We start from the raw sequence: 19,567 nt of genomic DNA, 5'->3' as shown, positions 1-19,567 counted from the left end.
ACCACATGGTGAGCAACCAGGAAACCCTCCGGCCTACACTTTCTACCGGAGCGCACGTGCTGCATCGACCATGTTCATCAGGGCAGGGCGGACCTCCTCCCATTTGCGTGTTTTGAGGCCACAGTCCGGGTTTACCCACAGTTGGGAATCCGACAGTCGCTCGCGGGCAAGCATGACGAGATCCGAAATTTCGCCGACTTCCGGGACGCGTGGTGAGTGAATGTCGTAGACTCCGGGACCGATTTCGTTCGGATATTTGGAGCTCGTGAAGGCGTCCAGCAGTTCCATCTTCGAGCGCGACGTCTCAATCGAAATGACATCCGCATCCATTTCAGCGATCGCGTCGATGATCTCGTTGAACTCCGAGTAGCACATGTGGGTATGGATTTGAGTCGCGTCCTTTACACCCGTTGAAGCGATCCGGAAGCATTCGACAGCCCAGTCGAGATAGTCGTTCCAATCAGACTGGCGCAGTGGCAATCCTTCGCGAAACGCGGCCTCATCGATCTGGATCATCCTTGCGCCGGACCATTCGAGATCCGTCACCTCGTCGCGGATGGCGAGCGCGATCTGGCGGCATGCTTCGGAGCGGGGTACGTCGTCGCGAACAAAAGACCAGTTGAGAATGGTCACCGGGCCTGTGAGCATTCCCTTCACAGGCTTTTCCGTAAGCGACTGGGCGAACTGCCACCAGCGCAGCGTCATCGGATTGGGCCTCGATACGTCGCCGAAGATGATGGGGGGGCGCACGTAACGCGACCCATAGCTCTGCACCCACGCATGCTGGGTGAAGGCGAAGCCGGACAGCTGCTCGCCGAAATGCTGTACCATGTCGTTTCGTTCGAACTCACCGTGCACCAGCACGTCCAGCCCGATCTCTTCCTGCCAGCGAATTGCAGCCTCGATCTCCTTCTTCAGGAAGGTCTCGTAGTCGACATAGCTCAGCTGGCCCTTCGCATGAGCGGCCCGCGCCCTGCGTACCTGCGGCGTCTGCGGGAAGGACCCGATGGTCGTCGTCGGGAACGGCGGCAGCCCGAGCGTGCCGGCCTGGACTCTGGAGCGCTCGGCAAAAGCGCTCTCTCGTCGCTTCATGCTGTCGTCAATGCTGGCGATCCGCCCCTCAACCAGCGGGTCATGGATCTTCGTGGATGTCACGCGAGTGGCGGCAGCCTCGGCAGACGCTTTCAACGCGCCTGCCACCGCATCCCTGCCTTGGGACAGGGCCCGGGCAAGCAACACCAACTCGTCGGTCTTCTGGGCCGCGAAGGCGAGCCACGACCTGATGTCCGCGTCGAGTTCCGTCTCCATGCGGAGGTCGATCGGCACATGCAGCATCGAGCAAGAAGGCGCGATCTCGACGCGGTCCAAGGGCCAGCCGGCGACGATCGGTTTGATGCGGTCGAGAATGGCGGGCAGGTTCGCACGCCAGACGTTGCGGCCATCGATCAAGCCAAGCGAGAGCACCAGATCCTTCGGTGCGAGCCGACCCACCGTTTCCAGCTGCTCGGGAGCGCGCACGAGATCAATATGCAGCCCGGCCAGGGGCAGAGAAACCGCGGTTTCGAGATTGTCTCCCAGCGGCCCGAAATAGGTAGCCAGCATGATCTTCAGCTCGGGCGCGGCTTTCGACAGCTGGCCATAGGCGAATTCGAACGCAGCTCGTTCGTTCGGGTTCAGATCGAGGACAAGCGCTGGCTCATCGATCTGCACCCAATCGGCGCCCGACAGCTTCAAGCTCCGCAGGAGTTGCTCGTAGACGGGCAGAAGCCGTGGTAGGAGCGCGATGGGATCGAAGCCTTCGGCAGGCGATTTAGCCAGCTTGAGGAAGGTGACCGGTCCAAGGATGACTGGGCGTGTGTGAATGCCGAGGGCTTTAGCCTCGAGGAAGTAATCAACCGGCTTCGTCGACGAAAGAGCGAACGTCTGATCATCGTCTAGTTCCGGCACAATGTAGTGATAGTTGGTGTCAAACCACTTGGTCATTTCCATCGCGGCTACGCCAGGCCGATGAGCCGCATGCTGGTGACCACCGTGCCCACAATCCTCCGTCTGACCTTGGTTGCCGCGCGCCATAGCGAAGTAGATGTCGAGTGGGACCTCGCCGCCATTCCAGCCGTAACGGGACGGAAGGGCGCCGACCATGGCTGCGGTGTCGAGCACATGGTCGTAAAGCGAGAAGTCGTTCGACGGGATTTTCGACACGCCGCGATCGCGTTGCTCCTCCCAGCTAGCGGCACGGAGCGCCTTCGCCGTCGTGAGAAGGTCGGCAGCGGACGATTTTCCGGACCAGTAGCTTTCAAGCGCGAATTTCAGTTCTCGCCGACGACCGAAGCGGGGCACGCCGAGCGTTGCTACAGGAATTTGCTGAGAGACAGTCATGCCAGACCCCGATGGTTGGGGCGTCGGTGACAAGGAAGGCGCTAGCAGGCCGGCACGAACGCCAGGCTGCAGCGGCCACCGAGACACCCCGCCCGTGGACGTAATTCGCCGTGGCAGGTCTCCTGGCTCGCGGGGTCATAGCCTCTACCCGTCTTCCCAAGGCTATTCGCCTCAGTGACATGAGTGGGGTTGGCTCGCCGCTAACAGTTGCGGGGGCAGCGCCGGCATCGCACCGGCTTCCCTCTTAGCTCCGCTGCGGCAGCGCCGTACGGAGAACCACGACGCGGGAGACAATTACAGCAGTTCGCTTCTCTGTCAACGCCGCATAAAGAAATGTTTATGTCGTTATGTTAAATTTCCGTTGGCATGTTCCAAAGGTCGCCTCGAAAGCGAAAACTGTGGAAGCCTTGAGCGGCCGGTAAATCAAAGCAATGACGAACGGCGCCCTTGTCCAGGAGGATAGGAGTTCGTCGCCTGCCGGCAGCAAACATACCGGCAAGCGCCGTGGTGCTGCTTAGCGCATCATGCGAACCACCTCGGCGTCGAACTTCGGCTCCGAGGTTCCGACCGCTTCGTTGGTGATCTGCTCGCGACCATATTCGGCTCAATGGCGAGGCTGTTGCCCATGTGGAAGCTGTTGGCCGTGATGCCCTCGGTGATATGACACACGATTTCGGGGGGAGCACACCGAGGCCAGGCGCAGCGGCGTGTTGCGAAGTGATCGAGGCCAATGTCTCGAACTGCTTGTTCGCAGCCCACCGGCTCAAGGTAACCCGGCTCAAACCACCGGGCCAGCTCAAGTCCTGTCCAAATGAGGCCTGAGCGGCAAATCGTCGTGCACGCGCACGGTTTGGCGTTCGATCTTGTGATGCGTCTTGGGCGGACAATCGCCACGGTGCAGCGCGCAGAAGCGGTCCCCAAGTGGGAAGCCGAGGGCGGTGAGGGCAAGCCAGCGCCACAGGCGGAAGGGGACTTGGACCTGTTTGCCCTGCTGGACCACAAGTTCGCGACACAGGGCCTCAAGGAGAAGACCAAGAGTGATTATGCGCGGGACCTCGCCAAATTCATCAAAAGCAGCGGGCAGTCAAAGTTCGGCGCCGATTGACATGGAGATAGCCATCGCGGCGGACCGCCCAGGCGGACCGCAAGCCGGAATACAACCGGGTGCAGGCGGCCAAGCTCGTCCACAAGATGGCGTCGGGCACACACCGGCGATGGGAGAGCGGACCGTGGAGTGCAGGAACTTCACGCCTATCCACGCTCCCGTGGACGTGTCCTGCGGCACATCGGCAGCGATATTGAGGAGGCAGTTGAGCTTCTGGTCGAGCACTCTTACCTGCCACTACCTACGCTTAACGTCATCTCGTACTGAAAACGCACCACGCAAGGTCGAGATGTAACATGCGCCCTTCGTGGATGGTTCTAAGCTTCCTCGGGCGCGGTCAATCTATGATAACGGTCGCTTGGAACCTCCATCACCGCGACGCGATCAAGGTTGGCGTATCGCGCTCGGTAGTAACCTTCTTCCTCCACTTCGGCGAAACTACACTGGGGAACGTCAAAGGTCGCAGCTTCCAATCCGAAGAAAGTCGTAGCGGTTTCTTCATCCAAGAAGTTCCACTCATCTTCTCCGTCGTCATATGTGACGCGAACATAGGAGGCCATGCGCACGGCTTCCTGATCACCCATCTCTGCGATGATGGCATCGCATTCTTTCTTCAGCTTTCCTGAAACCTCACCCTTATCCCAGTCATCCAAAGCCCGATAGATTTCTGGATGATAATACTCTGGCATCTCCTCTACATCGTCACCGATAAGCTCAATGGTGCGGACATATTGCGGATTTATCAAGAGTATTTTGTTGTCAAGGCTCCAACAATACAGCCATGGCCTGCTTGTGTTATTTCTACGCAGATTATGAAGTTCCTTCAACTGACGTAAAATCGATTCACGCGCCTTTTCATCGATAGGATATTGGCGGCTGCCAACAGTCGTCTTGATTCTGAGCGTGCCGTATCGCGTTTCGGCATCGGCAATTGCAAACGGGCTCGTGCGCCACTCCTCGACATCAATCTTCCAGCCCAGCAGCTCCTCGACCGTGCATTTCAACGTGAGACAAAGGTCCTTGATCTGCTCGACGTTCAACTGCGTTTTGCCTGTTTCCCAACGGGCCACAGTCTGTTGCGTCGTTGCCATCTGCTCTGCCAAATCTTTTTGAGTCATGCCCAGTCGAACCCTAAGCTCTTTCATGTTCATAACTCACCTCGCGTGTTCAACACACGCATCGTGGATGAATTAATCTAACACGTCAAGCGTGTTCAAAAATCGCAGCATGTGTTTTTAGGGCGTCTTCGAGGCTCCGGCAGCCGTTCGTGACCACTTGCGCAAGACACAGGGCTGGTACACAGCACGAATGGGCGATCAAAAATTACTGCTGCGATGCTCGTCATCAGCCAAGCTGCCGCCGCACCTTCCACTAGGGTGCCAAGGTTCGAAATGAGTGCAGCCGACCATAGCGAACGGAAGGTCTTGTGCTCAAAAGGAACGAGTGAAGATGTTCTCTTCGCCATTGTGGGAAGCCTCGGGATTGACCGCGGGGCTGGATTTCTTTCGCCTCACTCAACCATGGCCTCGCCGTACAAGCCAAGCTGCCACAGTGCGCGCCTGCTAACCCAGAAAACTTGGCGGCCTTACAGGCATGCGCAGGACGTGCGAAGCCGCTCAAATCTCCCCAGATGGTCAGCCATCGAAGACCGGCATCACTTGCCCGTTGAGCGGCTATACGATAATGCTCCGCGCTAAGCAGGAAGCGCCAAAAAATTCGAGCGGCGACTTCATTCTCCTATTCAGGAAGGAACTATGAGGCGGCAGACGCGACCATTCACCGTGGAAATCAAACAAAAGCGCAATTATCAAAAATCCGCACGTTCCATCTGGGGCAATTTCGACATCGCCGCGGCGATGGCCGAGACAACAAAGGAAGTCGAGCCGTTAAATCGTCAGCTTGTTGACTCTACTGTAGTGGCCCTTGATGCTGAACCTTTGCACAAACCGCGAGTGGAGCATTTCATGGCCAATCCCCTGGAGACCGAGTCAGCAGTAGTTCATAGCGAACCGGCAGACAAAACGGAAACGCCAAAACCGAAGACGAGAGCGCGGCGGTCGAGGAAGCCAGAAGCTGAGGCGAGCGCGCCTGCCAAGCCGATATCCGCGACCACTGAAGCACCGCCGTCAGCGCGAACGGGCCGAAAGAGCTACTCCGCGAAGGATCGTGCCCAGAAGCTGGCGCAGATCGAGACCTCGATCGGCGGCGGCGCTACTCTCAAGAGCGCGGTGAAGCAAGCCGGCATCTCGGAACAGACATACTATCTTTGGAAGAAGGCGGCGGCGCCTGCGGCGGACAGTGACGGGCTGAAGGATCTCGTCGCGCTCGAGGAAGAAAACAAGCGGCTAAAGAGCCTGCTTGCCGATCGTCTCCGCAAGGAGAATGCGGAACTGAAGAAAAGGCTCGGGCTGGATTAAGGAGGGTGGGCAGCTGGTTCTTGGCTCGCCACCTACAGTAATCCCGCCTGCTCCGCCTCTCGGCGCAGATTCTGCCGTGGCCTTGGGCCGATCTGCTGGATGACCAGTCCGGCCGCTAGCGAGCCGAGATCGCCGCAATCCTTGAGGCTGCGGCCTTGCGTGTAGCCGTAGAGGAAGCCGGCGGCGTAGAGGTCGCCGGCGCCGGTGGTGTCGACCAGCTCGCGGATCCTGGTCGCATTGATGGTCACGGTCTCGTCGCCGCGCACGATCACCGAGCCCTTTTCCGAGCGGGTGACGGCGGCGATCTTGCAATCCTTGCGGATCTGCGCCAGCGCCTCGTCGAAGGACGCGGTCTGGTAGAGCGACTTGATCTCGTGGCTGTTGGCAAAGACGATGTCGACGGTGCCGGAGCGCATGAGATCGAGGAACTCGTCGCGGTAGCGGTCGACGCAGAACGAGTCCGACAATGTCATCGACACTTCGCGCCCGGCGGCATGGGCGAGCTTCGCCGTCTGCCTGATCGCTTCCTTGGCGCGCGGCGGGTCCCATAGATAGCCCTCGAAATAGGTGACCGCGGCGCCCGACGCCTTGTCGGCCTCGACGTCCTCCGGGCCGAGCTCGACGCAAGCGCCGAGATAGGTGTTCATCGAGCGCTCGCCGTCCGGCGTGACGAAGATCATCGAGCGCGCCGTCGGCGGTTCGCCGTTGAGCGGCTTTGTGTCGAAGGCGACGCCCTGGGCATGGATGTCATGCGCGTAGATTTCGCCGAGCGCGTCGTTGGAGACCTTGCCGAAGAAAGCGGCGCGGCCGCCGAAGGAGGCGACGCCCGCCGCCGTGTTGCCGGCGCTGCCGCCCGAGGCTTCGATGGCCGGGCCCATGCGGCTGTAGAGCAGTTCGGCGCGCCTGGTGTCGATCAAATTCATCGCGCCCTTGATGATGCCGTTGGTCTCCAGAAACGCCTCGTCGCACTGGGCGATGATGTCGACGATGGCATTTCCGATGCAAAGCACGTCATAATCCGGCATCAATGTCTCCGCCAAAACTCTGCCGGCTTCTTGCCACCCCGGCCGGGCGCGGGTCTGGCCAGTGGGAATGGGCTTTCTCGCTTGCCAATCCGTTCGGCGCCAGCCCTCACGGGGCGGCAAGTCCTGCCTCGCGACGCAATTCGTCGGCCCTGTCTGTCTTCTCCCAGGTGAAATCAGGCTCTTCACGGCCGAAATGGCCATAAGTCGCGGTCTTGCGGTATATGGGGCGTAAGAGATCAAGCATCTTGATAATGCCCTTCGGTCTGAGATCGAACAACTCAAGAATGAGGCGCTCGATCCTTCTTTCCTCAACCCTCCCTGTTCCGAACGTGTTGACCATGACAGAAACCGGACTGGCCACGCCGATTGCGTAAGCAAGCTGCACCTCGCAGACGTCCGCAAGTCCGCTAGCGACGATATTCTTTGCGACATACCGGGCCGCATAGGCAGCTGAGCGGTCAACCTTGGACGGGTCCTTGCCCGAAAAGGCGCCGCCGCCGTGACGACCCATCCCACCATAGGAATCGACGATGATCTTGCGTCCAGTGAGACCGCAGTCGCCGCGCGGCCCGCCGACTACGAACCTCCCCGTCGGGTTGACCAGAATTCTGATGCCTTCCGTCTCCAGGTGGGTCGGCAGGACAGGCTTTATGATTTCCTCAATGACGCCCTCGCGGACCGTCTCTTGCGAGACTTGCTCGTCATGTTGGGTCGATACGACGATGGTATCAAGGGCGACCGGGCGCAACCCCTCATAGCGCACTGAGACTTGGGATTTCATATCAGGACGCAACCAGCCAAGCTGTCGTGCTTTCCGGACATCTGCCTGTCGTTTCGCCAAGCGATGAGCGAGCTGGATCGGCAAAGGCATCAAGGTATCGGTTTCGCGGCATGCGTAGCCGAACATGAGGCCCTGATCTCCCGCTCCCTGCTGGAGGTCCTGCCCTCGTCCCTCGTCAACGCCCTGGCTGATGTCGGGCGATTGCTCGGTGAGTGCATGAACGACGGAGCAACGCCGGCCGTCAAAGCCGACGGCCTCATCGTCGTATCCAATATCGAGAATCGTATCGCGCGCAACTTGGCTATAATCCACCCGCGCATCGCTGGTAATCTCGCCAGCCAGAACGACTATCCCTGATTTTACCAACGCTTCACAGGCGACGCGCGCCTTGGGATCGGTGCGGAGGATGGCATCGAGGATGGCATCCGAGATGTTGTCGGCCAACTTATCCGGGTGTCCCGCGCCAACCGATTCGGAAGAGAACACGAACTGCCTAGCCATGAAATGCCTCGTTTCGGGTGTTGGAGTTGTATGGTGCATTTTGCTTAGCCCACCTTACCTGTTGGTGATGCCCGGGACCTCGAACGCAGCGCACAAATCGGCAACGTCTCTTCGCACGCAGGCATGGAGATCTTCGTCATCAGGCCGCCGGAGGACGCAGTCAATGAAGCCAGCAATTTGCACCATTTCCACATCGCGCATGCCCATTGACGTCACTGCTGGCGACCCCAGGCGAATTCCGCTTGTGACCGCCGGATCCCGCGGGTCGCCAGGCACCATATTAAAGTTTGTGATGATGCCTGCCTTTGCTAGCCGCTCGGCATAGGCCTTGCCCGATAGTGGTCGATCGCGCAGATCAAGGATCAGCATGTGATTGTCCGTCCCCCCGGTAACCAGGTCATACCCTCGCTCGATCAGTGCCTGTGCAAGAGTCTTGGCATTCTTGACGGTCTGTTGGCCGTAGCTTCGGAAGGACGGGTTCGCGGCTTCGTGCAAGGCAACTGCTAGCGCAGCGATGGCATTCATATGAGGCCCGCCTTGCAGGTGAGGAAAGACCGCCCGGTCTATTCGTCTGGCGAGATTGTATTTGCTCTTTGTATGATACAGGGCCTGATAGCGATCTTCGTTCCTGGACAAAATGAAACCACCGCGGGGACCGCGGATCGATTTGTGGGAGGTGCTGCTGACCACGTCGCAATGGCGCACGGGATTCGGGTGCGCTCCCGCGGCAATCAGTCCGCTGATGTGAGCAATGTCGGCTACGAGATAGGAGTTCGCTTCCAGGGCGATTTCTGCCATTGCCGCGTAGTCAAAGACACGCGGGTAAGCAGTTCCGCCGACCCAAATGAGCCGCGGCCGTTCCCGCTTGGCTGTCTCGCGCAAGCGGTCATAGTCAATCTGCTGTGTCTTTTCATCTAGTCCATAGGGGACGCGTTGATAGTCAGTTCCGGAAAAGTTGATGGCCCAACCATGAGTCAGATGGCCCCCTTCCGGGAGGGGCAAGCCCATGACTTTGTCACCGGGGCTCAAAAGCGCACGATAGACAGCCTGGTTGGCCGGCGAGCCGGAATAAGGCTGGACGTTGGCATGCTCGCTGCCAAATAGTGTTTTCAAGCGCTCAATGGCTAGATTCTCAAGCTCATCAACGATCTCATTTCCAGCGTAGTAGCGCGCACCGGGGTACCCCTCGGCGTACTTGTTCGTGAAAATCGAGCCGTTCGCTTCCAGCACGGCCGAGGACGCAAAGTTCTCTGAGGCGATGAGCTTAAGGGTCGTCCGCTCCTGCCGCTCCTGTCTCAGAAGCAGTTCGTGAACGCGGCAATCAACCGCGGCCAATCGAGACCGTCCGTAAGTGTCGCGCGGCGCGATGGCGCCGTCGGCGGAGTTGTACATGGTGGTTTCGCGCTCCAATTGGACTGATCTATTTCACGGTCAAGCATGCGATCCCCTTCGACGGCGCGTCTTGTGTGGCTTCGAGCCGTTGAAGGTCTCGTTTGTGATAGCCATCGCCGTGGGGCAGGAGATCAACCAACAGTTGAACCAGCCCGCCGTCCTTACCTCCTGCTTTGAGATGGTACGAGCACCACGGACGTTGTTCGTTGCAGTAAAGAAAGTCGGCTCTGGCCAGCAGCCGGACGTGTCGTACAACGTGCTCACGACGGAGACCCAGAATCTCCGCTAGCTGGCAGACAGTTAGGTCCGCATGCGCGCAAAGGCCTAGGATTCGAAGGCGATCTAGATGCGCTGCCGTCCGAAGGCGACTGACCAGTGTCAGCATTGGGCAGGACCAAGCCACTTGGAAAGCCTGGGCACTCGTCCTACTGAATTTGTCATTTCGCGTTCTCCACAGATGTTGCAGCTTTCGAACGAAATAATATGATTGCTTGTCCACCGACCGGACAATCTCGGTGGCCGTGAAGATACTGTTTTGAGCCAATATGGCTGTGTCGAACAAACAAGATGGGCGCTGTTCTTGCCATTGCCTTTAGCCGAAATTGCACGCAGTTCGGCGGGTCGGAGAATAAGCCACGGTTCGGACTCCACTGACTCAAACGTTGCAATAAGCCTACCATTCACAGCGAACCGGAGTTGCTAAGAGTCTATGAATTTCCTTGAAGGATCTGTTGCAACGTTTGCGCAGCCCGGTCTTGCTCACGGCTTGCAGCGGTCAATCTCGTGCAGACTGACCGTGATGCAAAGATGACAAGGAAGGTTCGCTTTCAATCCGATCTTCTTCCTGGCCAAGTGGTTCGTAGTCTCATAACTGTGGCCTAGACAAAAGCTGGGCTAATCAGCGGTATGATGTCGTTAGCGTGGTTGGGCCACCAGCAGGTCGACGCCAAGATCGACACGCGCAATTTCCCGCGCTACGAGAATGTGAGTGACTGCGCGCTCTTCCTCGGGCGGTCTGGCTGCGCCGTCTAGAATTTGAATGCATCTCGCGCCGACCCGTTCAGCAATGAGCTGTTCGGCTTGCCGCATGACGGCGAAGCAAGCTCAAGTACGTTTTCGCGCATCTCACGCGGCGCCTCGCCGACTTCCGCAAAACGCTTCTCGGCGAACTGCTCCCTGAAGAGCGCAGCGAGATCATCAAATGTTTGAACTTTGGTGGGCTTGGGTTTCGAGCGAAAAAGATCCAGTTGCCAGTCCAGGTTTATAGGCAAGGCTGTGCGCCTTGTCGTCTGGCAAGGGCCCAATATCCCCTGGTGAGACGAAAATGGACTGCCGTGCTACGGTTGCTCCAAATAAGAGCGGTCGAAATCGCTGATGTTTGCGATACAAGGAGCCGCATAGAAGACGTTTGACGGATAGCGCGCCTCAAACCGAAGAAGCAGTTCATGCTGACGCGACACATCCCTGCGCATCATCGCAATCCGAAAAAATGGTATCGACAAACCGGGACAATGTCCGCTCGCAACCTCAAAGGCAGTTCCTCGCTTCATCAGCTCCGGAAGCTTGTACTGGAAAAACAGCGGAACCCCTGGGAAATTGATGCGGATGTCAAAGCCAGAATGCCCCTCCTGTATGAGGTTTGGAAAGACCGGCGCGCCTACAGGTGCGGCTGACGATGACCGGATAAGGTTTTCGGTGAAGGCATACCCAAATGAGAACTCCATGTAGCCCACCTTCATTCAGTTCTGCTTTCGTGCTGAAGTTTATCCTGGCTATTTGCCTGCAGTCGAGCAGAATCTATAACAAAAAAAACTATGTATACTTGCGAGATAGTCTGAGCTTATCGATTCCTCGGATAGATATTTAAAGAGCTCACCCACTCTTCTGGCTGCTAGAATGGGAATGGGAAGCTTCTGGTTGATCTGGGTCGAGTTCCAGTTGATTTTGGTAAGCGAAAAACCTCCTGCGCTATCTCAGCGATTCCCGGCCAGATCGCCGATAAGTTTCGGGCTTCGCGAACAGCGCCAGAGTGCGTAGCCGATATCATCAACCGGGGCGGCGGCTTCTCCCTCGCCAGTGCCGAGCGCGATCACATGCGTTGCGCATTCGGCCAGCACGCCGTCAAGGCGCCCCGCTTCCGTCGCGCTGCCGTAAAGGTCCAGGAACCACGCCAGCGAATAAGACCAGTCGGCAGGCAAGTCCTGCCCATTGTGATCCCTTGCGACGACGGCCACGACGGCGTTGCGGCCTTCGGGCGCGCGGGGCTCTATCCCAAGGATCGGGTATAATTCGGGTGTCGGCTGCTGAAGGATACGCGCCGGCACGAGCGACAGTGCTTTCTCCAGCGAGGGAGGAAAATCTTCCAGTTCTTCGGCCAGTTCGGCAGCTTCTCTCCTTCGTCCCTCGCGGCGCGCTTCTACATATTCTGCCGCAACCACGGCAATGGTGCGCTGCGCCCGTTCAGCGGTGCTGGTGGCAATCAGCTCGGCCGGAATGTCACCATCCTTGATCGCCCAGTGCGTACGGTGCTGTTCGAACTGTTGAATGCCCAGCCGGTCCGCAATTCTCAACACCGCTGACCGGTCGGGAAAGGCATGTTTCGGATCGGGCTCGAAGGTGAAGGCCAGTTCGTGTCCGCGCCGAACGATATTGCGTATGCGGCTGTGCCGGACCACGCGCGCGTGCGGGCCTCCCGCCCCGACTTCGTACATCAAAAGCGCCGGGATTTCCTCCAGCCGGCGCAATGTTTCAGGGCGCGAGGTCGATAGCCTCGGCCTCGGCGCCGCTAGATTCCTTGAACCGGTCAATGGTTGACGTGAACGGCGGCGTTTCCCACCACTCGCCGTGGCCCGAGACAAGCAAGTTAAACATGGCACACCACCGACCTCACGCCGCCTTCTCCATAGACCACTTCACCCGTTCGCCGAGAAAGGCGGCGAACGTTTTCACATTCATATTGCCGCTCGCCTCCTCCAGCCCTGCGAGGTAGGCCTTCCGGTCATCGACTCTGACGACTGTCCAGGGGTAACCGCCTGAAGCCAGCATCGCGTTCATGAGGAACCGCGCCATTCGTCCGTTGCCGTCCGGATAGGGGTGCACATAGCCCACAAGCCAATGCCCCAGCACGGCACGCACGGAGGCCTCCTTCTCCGCCTCCAGCAGGTCGAACAGCTCATTCATACCATCGGCCACCGCTTCGGTACGCGGCGGCACGTGCTGCGAGCCGCGCAGGTACACAGGGTGATTGCGATATCCCGCAAGCGCGCTGGCTTTGAGGATGCCGGCGGTCACTGACGGCGCGAACAGCTCCCGGTACCACTCCCGGTGAGTGTCCCGCGTCAACGCGCCGGCTGGCTTGCCGTTGATGATCGCGGCAACAGAGTCTTTGACCTTCTGGAATGCGAGGTAGTAGCCACGCGCGGCAAGCGCATCTCGGTTCTTGCGGTCCTCTTCATCAATCTCCGGATTCCAGCTCCCCTCGCGCACCCGGTCGATGAGTTCCGGGGTGACGCTGTACCCTTCTATCGACAGCGAATGGTAGGCGTCGCTTTCGTAGATATCCTCGACGAACTTCATATAGGCGTCTTTGTCGGACGGCAGTCCGGGTGCCTTCGGGAATATCTCGATGATGGCTTCGCGCTGCGATTGCCAGATCGCGCGCAGGCGGGCGACCAACGGCGGTACGCCCGCCGCAATAGTTGTCACTCCAATTTGTCCCGCGAACGGATCGGATTCGCGTACGTCATAGCCGGCGGCTTTGAAGGCGGCCACGATTTCATCGGCAAAGGAGTCGCGTCCTACGCGACGGAAGGCCCCCGCAAGCCGTCCCGCCACGGCGGAATGGCCGCCATCAAGCAGCAGGGCCAGAACGGTTGATACGTCGCGCACCGACGCCATGGCGATCTGCATCTCGATAGGGGCGCGCTGGAAGAACGCTTCCGGCACCCGGGTAAGGGCGGCCTCGACAGTGAACACGCGCTGGCCGTTTTTCTCTGTCAGTTCGGCCGGCATCTCCTTGACCTTGAGGTCATAGAGCGAAGTGCCGAACAGCAGGTCGATTTTGTTATTCGTGCCTTTGGGGGTGTTCACCACCACCTGAGGCGGAATAGTGGGCGCTTCCGCGTGCAGAAGCAGCGACTGCTCCGGTGAGAGGAACCAGTCCTTGCCGAACCGGTCATTGCAGTAAAGGGAGCAGAACTCCCAGAAGCTCGCGTACCAAGGGGTGGTGTCTTGCTGCCGTGCCTGCGGGCCGGTCGACATGAGCCAGCCTTTGATAACATCGCGCAGGAACCCGTTCTGCAGCAGCCGCTCCCGGTGGACGCGGGTCAGCTTATCTGATTTGAATATGCGCCGCCCACCCTCCTGCAGCTCTTTGAGGACGGCCAGTGATACAGCGAGTTTTTCATGGGGCTTGGCCATGGCCGTGCCTTTGCAAGTTTTTAGAGCTGTGCGATTACAAGTGTATAGTGCTGATAGGCGACAAGTCAATGATGCTGTGGAGTTGCAAGTTTTTTTAGTCGTGCGATAACAAGTTTTTTATGCGATAATCGGCAAATGCGATCGTTTCCATAGCCGCGCGAAGGATCGTTACCCGGATGGGCCGAGACCCAGCTCCCCCGCAGGCTACGCAGGGGCTCGGGGCGAGCCTAGAGCCTGGCCCTCCGAAGCGCTTCGAAGGAGGACGCGCCTCTTTGAAAAACTCGCCCGTTGTGCATCGTGGGTACCCGTAAACGCGAATTCTCAAAGGAAAGACGCTCCTTACCTCTCCCTCCCGCCACGATCATCACGGCCGCGCCCGCGCTCACTACGCCGCGACGCCCGCGAGATCGCTGCACGCATCTGATCGGCCACCAGACCGGGTTGCAGATGAAGGATGTCCGTGACGCTGTCGTGTGTTTGCACCGTCACCGCAGTGACGGCAAGGCAGCTGCGCACGCCCATGGAGGAGAGCGTCTCGATATCGCGCGCGATTCCGGCACCCCCACTGGAGTCCGATCCGCCGACGACAAGTACATGCGATGCCTGCCTCAGCGCCCTTTCATCCGTTAGAATGAGCGTTCGAAACGCAGGATTCCGCCGACACTGCTCTTCTTGTTCGCGTTGGTCCAATTCATGTTGGAAGCGCCGTCCACCTTGCCGACGGCGAAGTTACCGTATCGGCCATAGTCGAGTTCCGCCGTAACTGTGAAATCTGGAAGAAACGCATAGGCGACGTTTGCAGCGACACCATGGTTCTTGAGCTGATCACCGGAGAGCTGAAGGTTGAACGAAGTTGTCTCGTTGAGCTTGTAAGTGGCGCCAGCCCAGAAAGCCCAGTTCCCGCCCCAACTCTTATAGAAGCCGCGACCATGAGCGTCGATCGCGTTGATGGAGTCGTCGTTGAGCTTGCCATTGGAACCGTAGCCGAACATTCCGAACAGCAACAGTTCGTCGGTGACATTGATGTCGACACGGACCTTAGCGGCCACCGATTCGTAGTTGCTATCATAAGCGGCAACGCCGGTGATCGCGCCCCAGCCATGTGTGTATTTCAAGCCGCCGACTACGTGCGGTGCGTAGCTGTCGATTGTGCCGACCACGCCCGAGCCTTCTTCGAGCGAAACCACGGCCGAAAAGCCGTTCCCGACGTCGAAGTAGTACTGAACCACATTGGTATCGAAAGGGCCGTACGGAACCGGCGTCTGGTTGAGTACGTCACCCGCGCCGCCAATAAACATGTCGAAGGCCGACCAGTCCTTACCAACTCGGAGGCCACCAAGCTGAATCCAGGCGAAAGTCAAAGTGCTGTCTCCGTTGAAGGCATAGGGCCGAGAACTGTCCGAAACCGAAGTGTGGCGGTTGCCGAAGTTCATGCGGGTTTCGGTGTAGGTCTTCAACGTGCCGAGTTCGGTCTCCTGGCCGGTCCAAGTTTTCAATGTGAAGCGCGTGTTGTTTTGCCATGTGCCCTGATGCTCACCAGTCCTCACATCCGAGGTTCTGGCGTGATCAACCAATCCGACATGGCCCAAGCCGACGTCGTAACGGACATAGCCGCCGATGCGCACGCAGGTCTCAGTGCCTGAAATGTAGACGTAGCCCGAGCCGTAGACGTCGCAGACTTTAACGTACTCAGTCGGGTCAGGCTCGGCAACGGCGGTCACGGCGCGAGCGTCGGAAACGGCAATCAGTGCCGCAGTTGAGCCGAGGAGGAGGCTCCTAATGTTCATTGTTGATCTCCGTTCAAAGAGTAAAAGGAATGGACGTCAGTGATGAACTCTTGCTAAGGAAACAGTCGATAACGATGCGCATTTAGTTGAATTTGAGCAGTTTTGATGCGCTCGTCACGCCAGATATTCATCAGAAATTGAGAATATTATTGGGTGTTATTGTTACAAATATGCGATTGTTATTACAAATATAATAATCGCCGAAACGACTCCATCCAACATTTCTGTACAAATCATCCCCGTCATCTCCGCTAGTTGTGGGCGGGCCGTCACAAAGGCTTCTACTGCAAATGACGTGCCATCCTGACGACGCAGCTGCGGCTTGAAGCTCAAGTGTGCCGGCGGACCTTGGTTCGCTCTTCCTTCCTTTTTGCCTTGCGGATCAACCCAAGCACGAACGGCAAACGTTTCGGCTACGGTTCGTCTGTTCGCTTCGCGACAGTTTCGTTCAATGGCGACAGCTTTGTTTGCTGTGAGCCCCGACGTTGAGACATCATGCGGCGGCACCGCTCGGTACGACGCCGTCATTTTGGCGAGCGCGATGATCGGTAATCACGCGCTGACGCGCAGCCTTGCCTCCACCACGGAGTCAGTAGGCGCGCCGGCCTTGGCATTGCGGCCGACCTGACGGTCGCGTCGAGCAGCCTCTCGTCCTGATAGACGGCGCGCCACAGCTAGTGCTTCTTGCCAGCAATTCACACAACGAGCTCATCGAGATGCCAGAGATCACTATGGGGCTGCGCTAGCTGGCGAGCAAAGTCCGGTCCCAACGCCGTGTTATCTCGTTGGATGCGGCAGCCGCGCTCAGCAGAATCTAGTCGACCAGGCCCAGGCTGAAGGGAAGGGATGGTGGAACCAAACGGTGCGCGTGAGGGTCGCGGCGGGAACAGCCATGGCCAGTCGCTGACCGTCCAGCCAAGACTGAACGGCCGCTATTGCTGAGAAAGCGGAACGGACTGACATAGCGCAAAGACACAGGCGAGCGCAGCGGTAAGGTTGGCGGTTATCAGCATGGGACGGTAACTGTTGCAGACCACAAAATATCGCGAGGCCGGCCTGCCTTGGTACACTATCTATCCGACCGTGTCAGAGTTCTCTGGGGCGGTCGGCGCCGAGGCTTATGAGGAATGGCTCAGGAACCTGCCGGCTGACCATCCGGTGTCGCTCTATTTCCACGTTCCGTTCTGCCGATCAGCTTGCTGGTATTGTGGCTTCCCCACCACCATCACCCGCCATGATGCGCCGATCCTCAACTATCTGGCGGCCCTGCGTGACGAGATCCGTTTGGTCTCGGAGCGAGCGCCGCAGACGCTGCCCGTGAGCGACATGCATTTCGGCGGCGGAACGCCGTCTCTCATAGGACCAGCCGAGTTCCTGGCTCTGATGGAGTTCCTGCGACGCCGCTTCGCTCTCACGAAAACAGCTACGGTTGCCGTCGAGATTGATCCGCGCACGTTCACGGCCGAGATGGCCGAGGCCTTAGGAGCAGCCGGCGTGAACCGTGTGAGTCTCGGCGTGCAGAGCTTCGATCCCATTGTTCAAAAAGCAATCAACCGGGTTCAGAGTGAGGCGCAGACGTCGGCTGCCGTGGAAATGCTGCGCCGGCATGGAGTAAGCCGCATCAACTTCGACCTCATCTTCGGTCTCCCGCATCAAACGGTGCAGTCCTGCGTTGAGACCGCGAGGGCGGCGGTCGCAATGCGCCCCGATCGGCTTGCGGTGTTCGGCTATGCGCACATCCCGTCGCTTATAAAGAATCAGCGCCTCATCGAGGAGGCAGTTCTTCCGGGCAGCGCTGCCCGCGCCGAACAGTATGCGGCCGTGGCCGCGACGCTGATTGCCGCCGGCTACCGCGAGATCGGACTCGACCATTTCGCCTTGCCGGACGACGAGCTCGCGCTGGCACAGAAAACGGGTCGCCTGCGGCGTAACTCGCTGGGCTACTCGGCCACCACCTGCAGAACCCTGATCGGTTTCGGCGCGTCGGCTATCGGCCGCGTCGGCGAGGGGTACGTCCAAAACGAAGTTACACGGGATTCCTACATCCAGCACATCGCAGCTGGCCGTCTGGCGACGTCAAAGGGCTATCGCCTCACCGACGACGACCGCGTGCGAGCCGCAATTATCGAGCGACTAATGTGCGATCTCGAGGCCGATGTGCAGGCAATCTGTGCCGCCCACGGATCTGATCCGATCCGTCTTCTCGATTCAGCTGAACGCTTGGCGATGCTGGCCGAGGACGGGATAGTGGACTTCGAAAACGGTTTTGTCCGCGTACGGCGGGAGCATCGCTTTGTAATTCGCGCTGTCGCTGCCGCGTTCGATGCTTTTCTCGATCGGGATGGCCGTAGGCATAGCCACAGGTGAGGGCAAGCATCCAACCGGAAGCTAAACTCGACGCCCTCGGCCGAGGCCTGTCATGAAGCGCGCGTCAAGGATGCGAAAAGCAGAGCTGATCCGCCTATTTCATCTCATCTTCAATGACATCGACCTCGTGGCTGCCACCGAGGCGTTTCCATATTGATCGTGGTAGGTGCGGGGCATCTGGGTGTTTCGCCGTCAGCGCATGAATATCCCCGCCATGTGATGGGTCAGGAAATCGCGGTGGCTGCAATCAGCCCGTCCATCGATGACAGACCGCGGCCACGCCGCTTCGCGAGGCCCGTCAGGTCGCCCAGGCCAGGACAACCAGTTTTCCACGGGCAGGACTCTCGGCTCGAAGCGCTGCGGCAGGTCCCGGGCGAGCCATCCGGCCAGTGCGTCACGTTTCCGACCTTTGTCCATGAGGGCAGCGCCGCGCCGGATCTCGGCGATCGACACAACGCTGATAAATGAGCGGTCTTCATCGAGCCCGTCATCCATTCCAGCACGCGCGCGTCAGGGCTCGGCCTCGTCACCTCGGAGAGGCCATTAGTGTCGAGCAAGACCTCACAATGGCAGACCATGCGGTTCATCGCGTAGCCGCTCGATGTCCAGTTCGGCGTTGCGCAGCGGCGATGCGCAGCGAGTGCCCAAAAAACAGCAGTCAGCTCCCCTTCCGGAAGATCGGAGCGGACGCCACGCAAAAAGCGCCAAATCCTTGGCGCCGGCGGTCTGTGTGTTTGCGCGCTGGCGGCTTTGGTGTACTCCTGTGCCGTTTCGACGAGGCTTCCAGCCGGACCGGCAGGGGAGGAGGCTTTGGCGGCGCGGCCGGCACACGGCCCACCTCGAGGACGAGATCGACGATGTCGGGCAGATCCTCGGTCGCCTCACAAATCGGTGAGGTCGTCGGGACACCGTCTTCCACTTTTGTTGATCAGCCGCCTTCCTGGCCATGTTCCGAGACAATAAGGCGCCCGTGCGCCGCCGCCTCGATTAACCCAAGACGCGCAAGGATCTTTTGCCGGAGACAACGAGGTCACCATCCTGCGGTGCCGCGTTGCGTCACAGTCGGCATGAGATGTGCAAAGTGGACCGTCGTCAAACGTCAAACAGAGGCGTTGGTGACTGGACTGAACGACCAGAACGGGCTGCTTGCGCCCTTTCGGACTTCACAAAGTTCGAAAATGGCGTCGTTTCAGGGCATAATCGCCGCTTGTCAAAATGTTTGCGACAAGTCCGGTGAAAGCCTACCGAGTATCTTGTGCTTGGGGGCGGTTAGTTCCGATAAACTATGCGGCATACACATGCTAATCTAAGTTGTGTGCGTCAAGTTCTGCAAAAATGGCGTGGCAGTAGCTGTGACGTCGGCGTGTCCGCCGCGCAGCCCCCGTGTTTAGCGG

At 58.9% G+C, this 19,567-nt stretch carries 14 protein-coding genes, 2 pseudogenes and 1 riboswitch; of the genes and pseudogenes, 3 read left to right on the top strand and 13 right to left on the bottom strand.

The annotated features are described in order from the left end of the window. Positions 1 to 42: 42 nt before the first annotated feature. Positions 43 to 2,379 carry a 5-methyltetrahydropteroyltriglutamate--homocysteine S-methyltransferase gene (metE, locus tag NKJ46_RS28460; RefSeq protein WP_352669543.1) on the bottom strand — a complete coding sequence of 779 codons (2,337 nt, stop codon included), beginning with the start codon at positions 2,377 to 2,379 and terminating at the stop codon, positions 43 to 45. Between the two features lie 95 nt (positions 2,380 to 2,474). Further along, positions 2,475 to 2,675, bottom strand: a riboswitch (cobalamin riboswitch). Positions 2,676 to 3,229: 554 nt separating this feature from the next. Between metE and NKJ46_RS28455 the strand changes: the two genes are divergently transcribed. Then, a complete protein-coding gene (locus NKJ46_RS28455) occupies positions 3,230 to 3,484 on the top strand; it encodes a hypothetical protein (RefSeq protein WP_352669540.1) in 255 nt (84 codons plus the stop codon). Between the two features lie 317 nt (positions 3,485 to 3,801). Here the strand turns inward: NKJ46_RS28455 and NKJ46_RS28450 are convergent, their stop codons facing one another. Together NKJ46_RS28450 and NKJ46_RS28445 are read right to left on the bottom strand one after the other, a co-directional pair. Beyond that, entirely contained in the window at positions 3,802 to 4,635 is an 834-nt protein-coding gene (locus NKJ46_RS28450) for a helix-turn-helix transcriptional regulator (RefSeq protein ID WP_352515945.1), read from the bottom strand. Between the two features lie 62 nt (positions 4,636 to 4,697). Continuing rightward, on the bottom strand, positions 4,698 to 4,949 hold the full coding sequence (locus NKJ46_RS28445) for an MFS transporter (RefSeq protein WP_352458261.1): 252 nt from the start codon (positions 4,947 to 4,949) through the stop codon (positions 4,698 to 4,700). Positions 4,950 to 5,238: 289 nt separating this feature from the next. Here NKJ46_RS28445 and NKJ46_RS28440 point away from each other — a divergent pair, with 289 nt between their 5' ends. Further along, a complete protein-coding gene (locus NKJ46_RS28440; protein WP_352542143.1) occupies positions 5,239 to 5,901 on the top strand; it encodes a transposase in 663 nt (220 codons plus the stop codon). A 32-nt stretch (positions 5,902 to 5,933) separates the two neighbouring features. Here the strand turns inward: NKJ46_RS28440 and NKJ46_RS28435 are convergent, their stop codons facing one another. The 9 genes and pseudogenes from NKJ46_RS28435 to NKJ46_RS28395 form a co-directional block, all read right to left on the bottom strand. After that, the gene (locus tag NKJ46_RS28435) at positions 5,934 to 6,926 is read right to left on the bottom strand and encodes an adenosine kinase (RefSeq protein WP_352624093.1); all 993 of its coding nucleotides are present in this window, start codon (positions 6,924 to 6,926) and stop codon (positions 5,934 to 5,936) included. A 106-nt stretch (positions 6,927 to 7,032) separates the two neighbouring features. Further along, complete coding sequence (metK, locus tag NKJ46_RS28430) at positions 7,033 to 8,208, bottom strand: methionine adenosyltransferase (protein ID WP_352669536.1); 1,176 nt, start codon at positions 8,206 to 8,208, stop codon at positions 7,033 to 7,035. Between the two features lie 54 nt (positions 8,209 to 8,262). Beyond that, entirely contained in the window at positions 8,263 to 9,600 is a 1,338-nt protein-coding gene (gene glyA / locus NKJ46_RS28425) for a serine hydroxymethyltransferase (protein ID WP_352669534.1), read from the bottom strand. Between the two features lie 1,028 nt (positions 9,601 to 10,628). Continuing rightward, the gene (locus tag NKJ46_RS28420) at positions 10,629 to 10,871 is read right to left on the bottom strand and encodes a hypothetical protein (protein ID WP_352669532.1); all 243 of its coding nucleotides are present in this window, start codon (positions 10,869 to 10,871) and stop codon (positions 10,629 to 10,631) included. 66 nt (positions 10,872 to 10,937) lie between these two features. Continuing rightward, positions 10,938 to 11,339, bottom strand: a complete 402-nt coding sequence (locus tag NKJ46_RS28415) for a hypothetical protein (protein ID WP_352669529.1) — start codon at positions 11,337 to 11,339, stop codon at positions 10,938 to 10,940. A 234-nt stretch (positions 11,340 to 11,573) separates the two neighbouring features. After that, positions 11,574 to 12,311, bottom strand: a complete 738-nt coding sequence (locus NKJ46_RS28410) for a hypothetical protein (RefSeq protein ID WP_352669527.1) — start codon at positions 12,309 to 12,311, stop codon at positions 11,574 to 11,576. Positions 12,312 to 12,486: 175 nt separating this feature from the next. Then, positions 12,487 to 14,019, bottom strand: a complete 1,533-nt coding sequence (locus NKJ46_RS28405) for a Fic family protein (protein ID WP_352615350.1) — start codon at positions 14,017 to 14,019, stop codon at positions 12,487 to 12,489. Positions 14,020 to 14,421: 402 nt separating this feature from the next. Next, positions 14,422 to 14,631: pseudogene (locus NKJ46_RS28400) on the bottom strand (bifunctional hydroxymethylpyrimidine kinase/phosphomethylpyrimidine kinase); the annotation flags it as partial. A gap of 14 nt (positions 14,632 to 14,645) precedes the next feature. Then, positions 14,646 to 15,806 (bottom strand): porin, encoded by a 1,161-nt coding sequence (locus NKJ46_RS28395; protein WP_352478720.1) that lies wholly within the window; start codon positions 15,804 to 15,806, stop codon positions 14,646 to 14,648. Positions 15,807 to 16,832: 1,026 nt separating this feature from the next. On the opposite strand from NKJ46_RS28395, the gene hemN reads away from it, so the two are divergent. Next, positions 16,833 to 18,173, top strand: coding sequence for an oxygen-independent coproporphyrinogen III oxidase (gene hemN / locus NKJ46_RS28390; RefSeq protein ID WP_352669525.1), 1,341 nt, complete (start codon positions 16,833 to 16,835; stop codon positions 18,171 to 18,173). Positions 18,174 to 18,400: 227 nt separating this feature from the next. Here hemN and NKJ46_RS28385 read toward each other — a convergent pair. Then, a pseudogene (locus tag NKJ46_RS28385) lies at positions 18,401 to 18,751 on the bottom strand (PIN domain-containing protein); the annotation flags it as partial. Positions 18,752 to 19,567: the final 816 nt, after the last annotated feature.

The sequence above is a fragment of the Mesorhizobium sp. M0166 genome, from assembly GCF_040322255.1.
Lineage (GTDB): Bacteria > Pseudomonadota > Alphaproteobacteria > Rhizobiales > Rhizobiaceae > Mesorhizobium.
This window is presented reverse-complemented; position numbering and strand designations above follow the sequence as displayed.

Bases quoted from the DNA above. Each gene is read 5' to 3' on its own strand.
- metE (WP_352669543.1), bottom strand. From the start codon at position 2,379: ATGACTGTCTCTCAGCAAATTCCTGTAGCAACGCTCGGCGTGCCCCGC.
- NKJ46_RS28450 (WP_352515945.1), bottom strand. From the start codon at position 4,635: ATGAACATGAAAGAGCTTAGGGTTCGACTGGGCATGACTCAAAAAGAT.
- NKJ46_RS28445 (WP_352458261.1), bottom strand. From the start codon at position 4,949: ATGGCGAAGAGAACATCTTCACTCGTTCCTTTTGAGCACAAGACCTTC.
- NKJ46_RS28440 (WP_352542143.1), top strand. From the start codon at position 5,239: ATGAGGCGGCAGACGCGACCATTCACCGTGGAAATCAAACAAAAGCGC.
- NKJ46_RS28435 (WP_352624093.1), bottom strand. From the start codon at position 6,926: ATGCCGGATTATGACGTGCTTTGCATCGGAAATGCCATCGTCGACATC.
- metK (WP_352669536.1), bottom strand. From the start codon at position 8,208: ATGGCTAGGCAGTTCGTGTTCTCTTCCGAATCGGTTGGCGCGGGACAC.
- glyA (WP_352669534.1), bottom strand. From the start codon at position 9,600: ATGTACAACTCCGCCGACGGCGCCATCGCGCCGCGCGACACTTACGGA.
- NKJ46_RS28415 (WP_352669529.1), bottom strand. From the start codon at position 11,339: ATGAAGGTGGGCTACATGGAGTTCTCATTTGGGTATGCCTTCACCGAA.
- NKJ46_RS28410 (WP_352669527.1), bottom strand. From the start codon at position 12,311: ATGTACGAAGTCGGGGCGGGAGGCCCGCACGCGCGCGTGGTCCGGCAC.
- NKJ46_RS28405 (WP_352615350.1), bottom strand. From the start codon at position 14,019: ATGGCCAAGCCCCATGAAAAACTCGCTGTATCACTGGCCGTCCTCAAA.
- NKJ46_RS28395 (WP_352478720.1), bottom strand. From the start codon at position 15,806: ATGAACATTAGGAGCCTCCTCCTCGGCTCAACTGCGGCACTGATTGCC.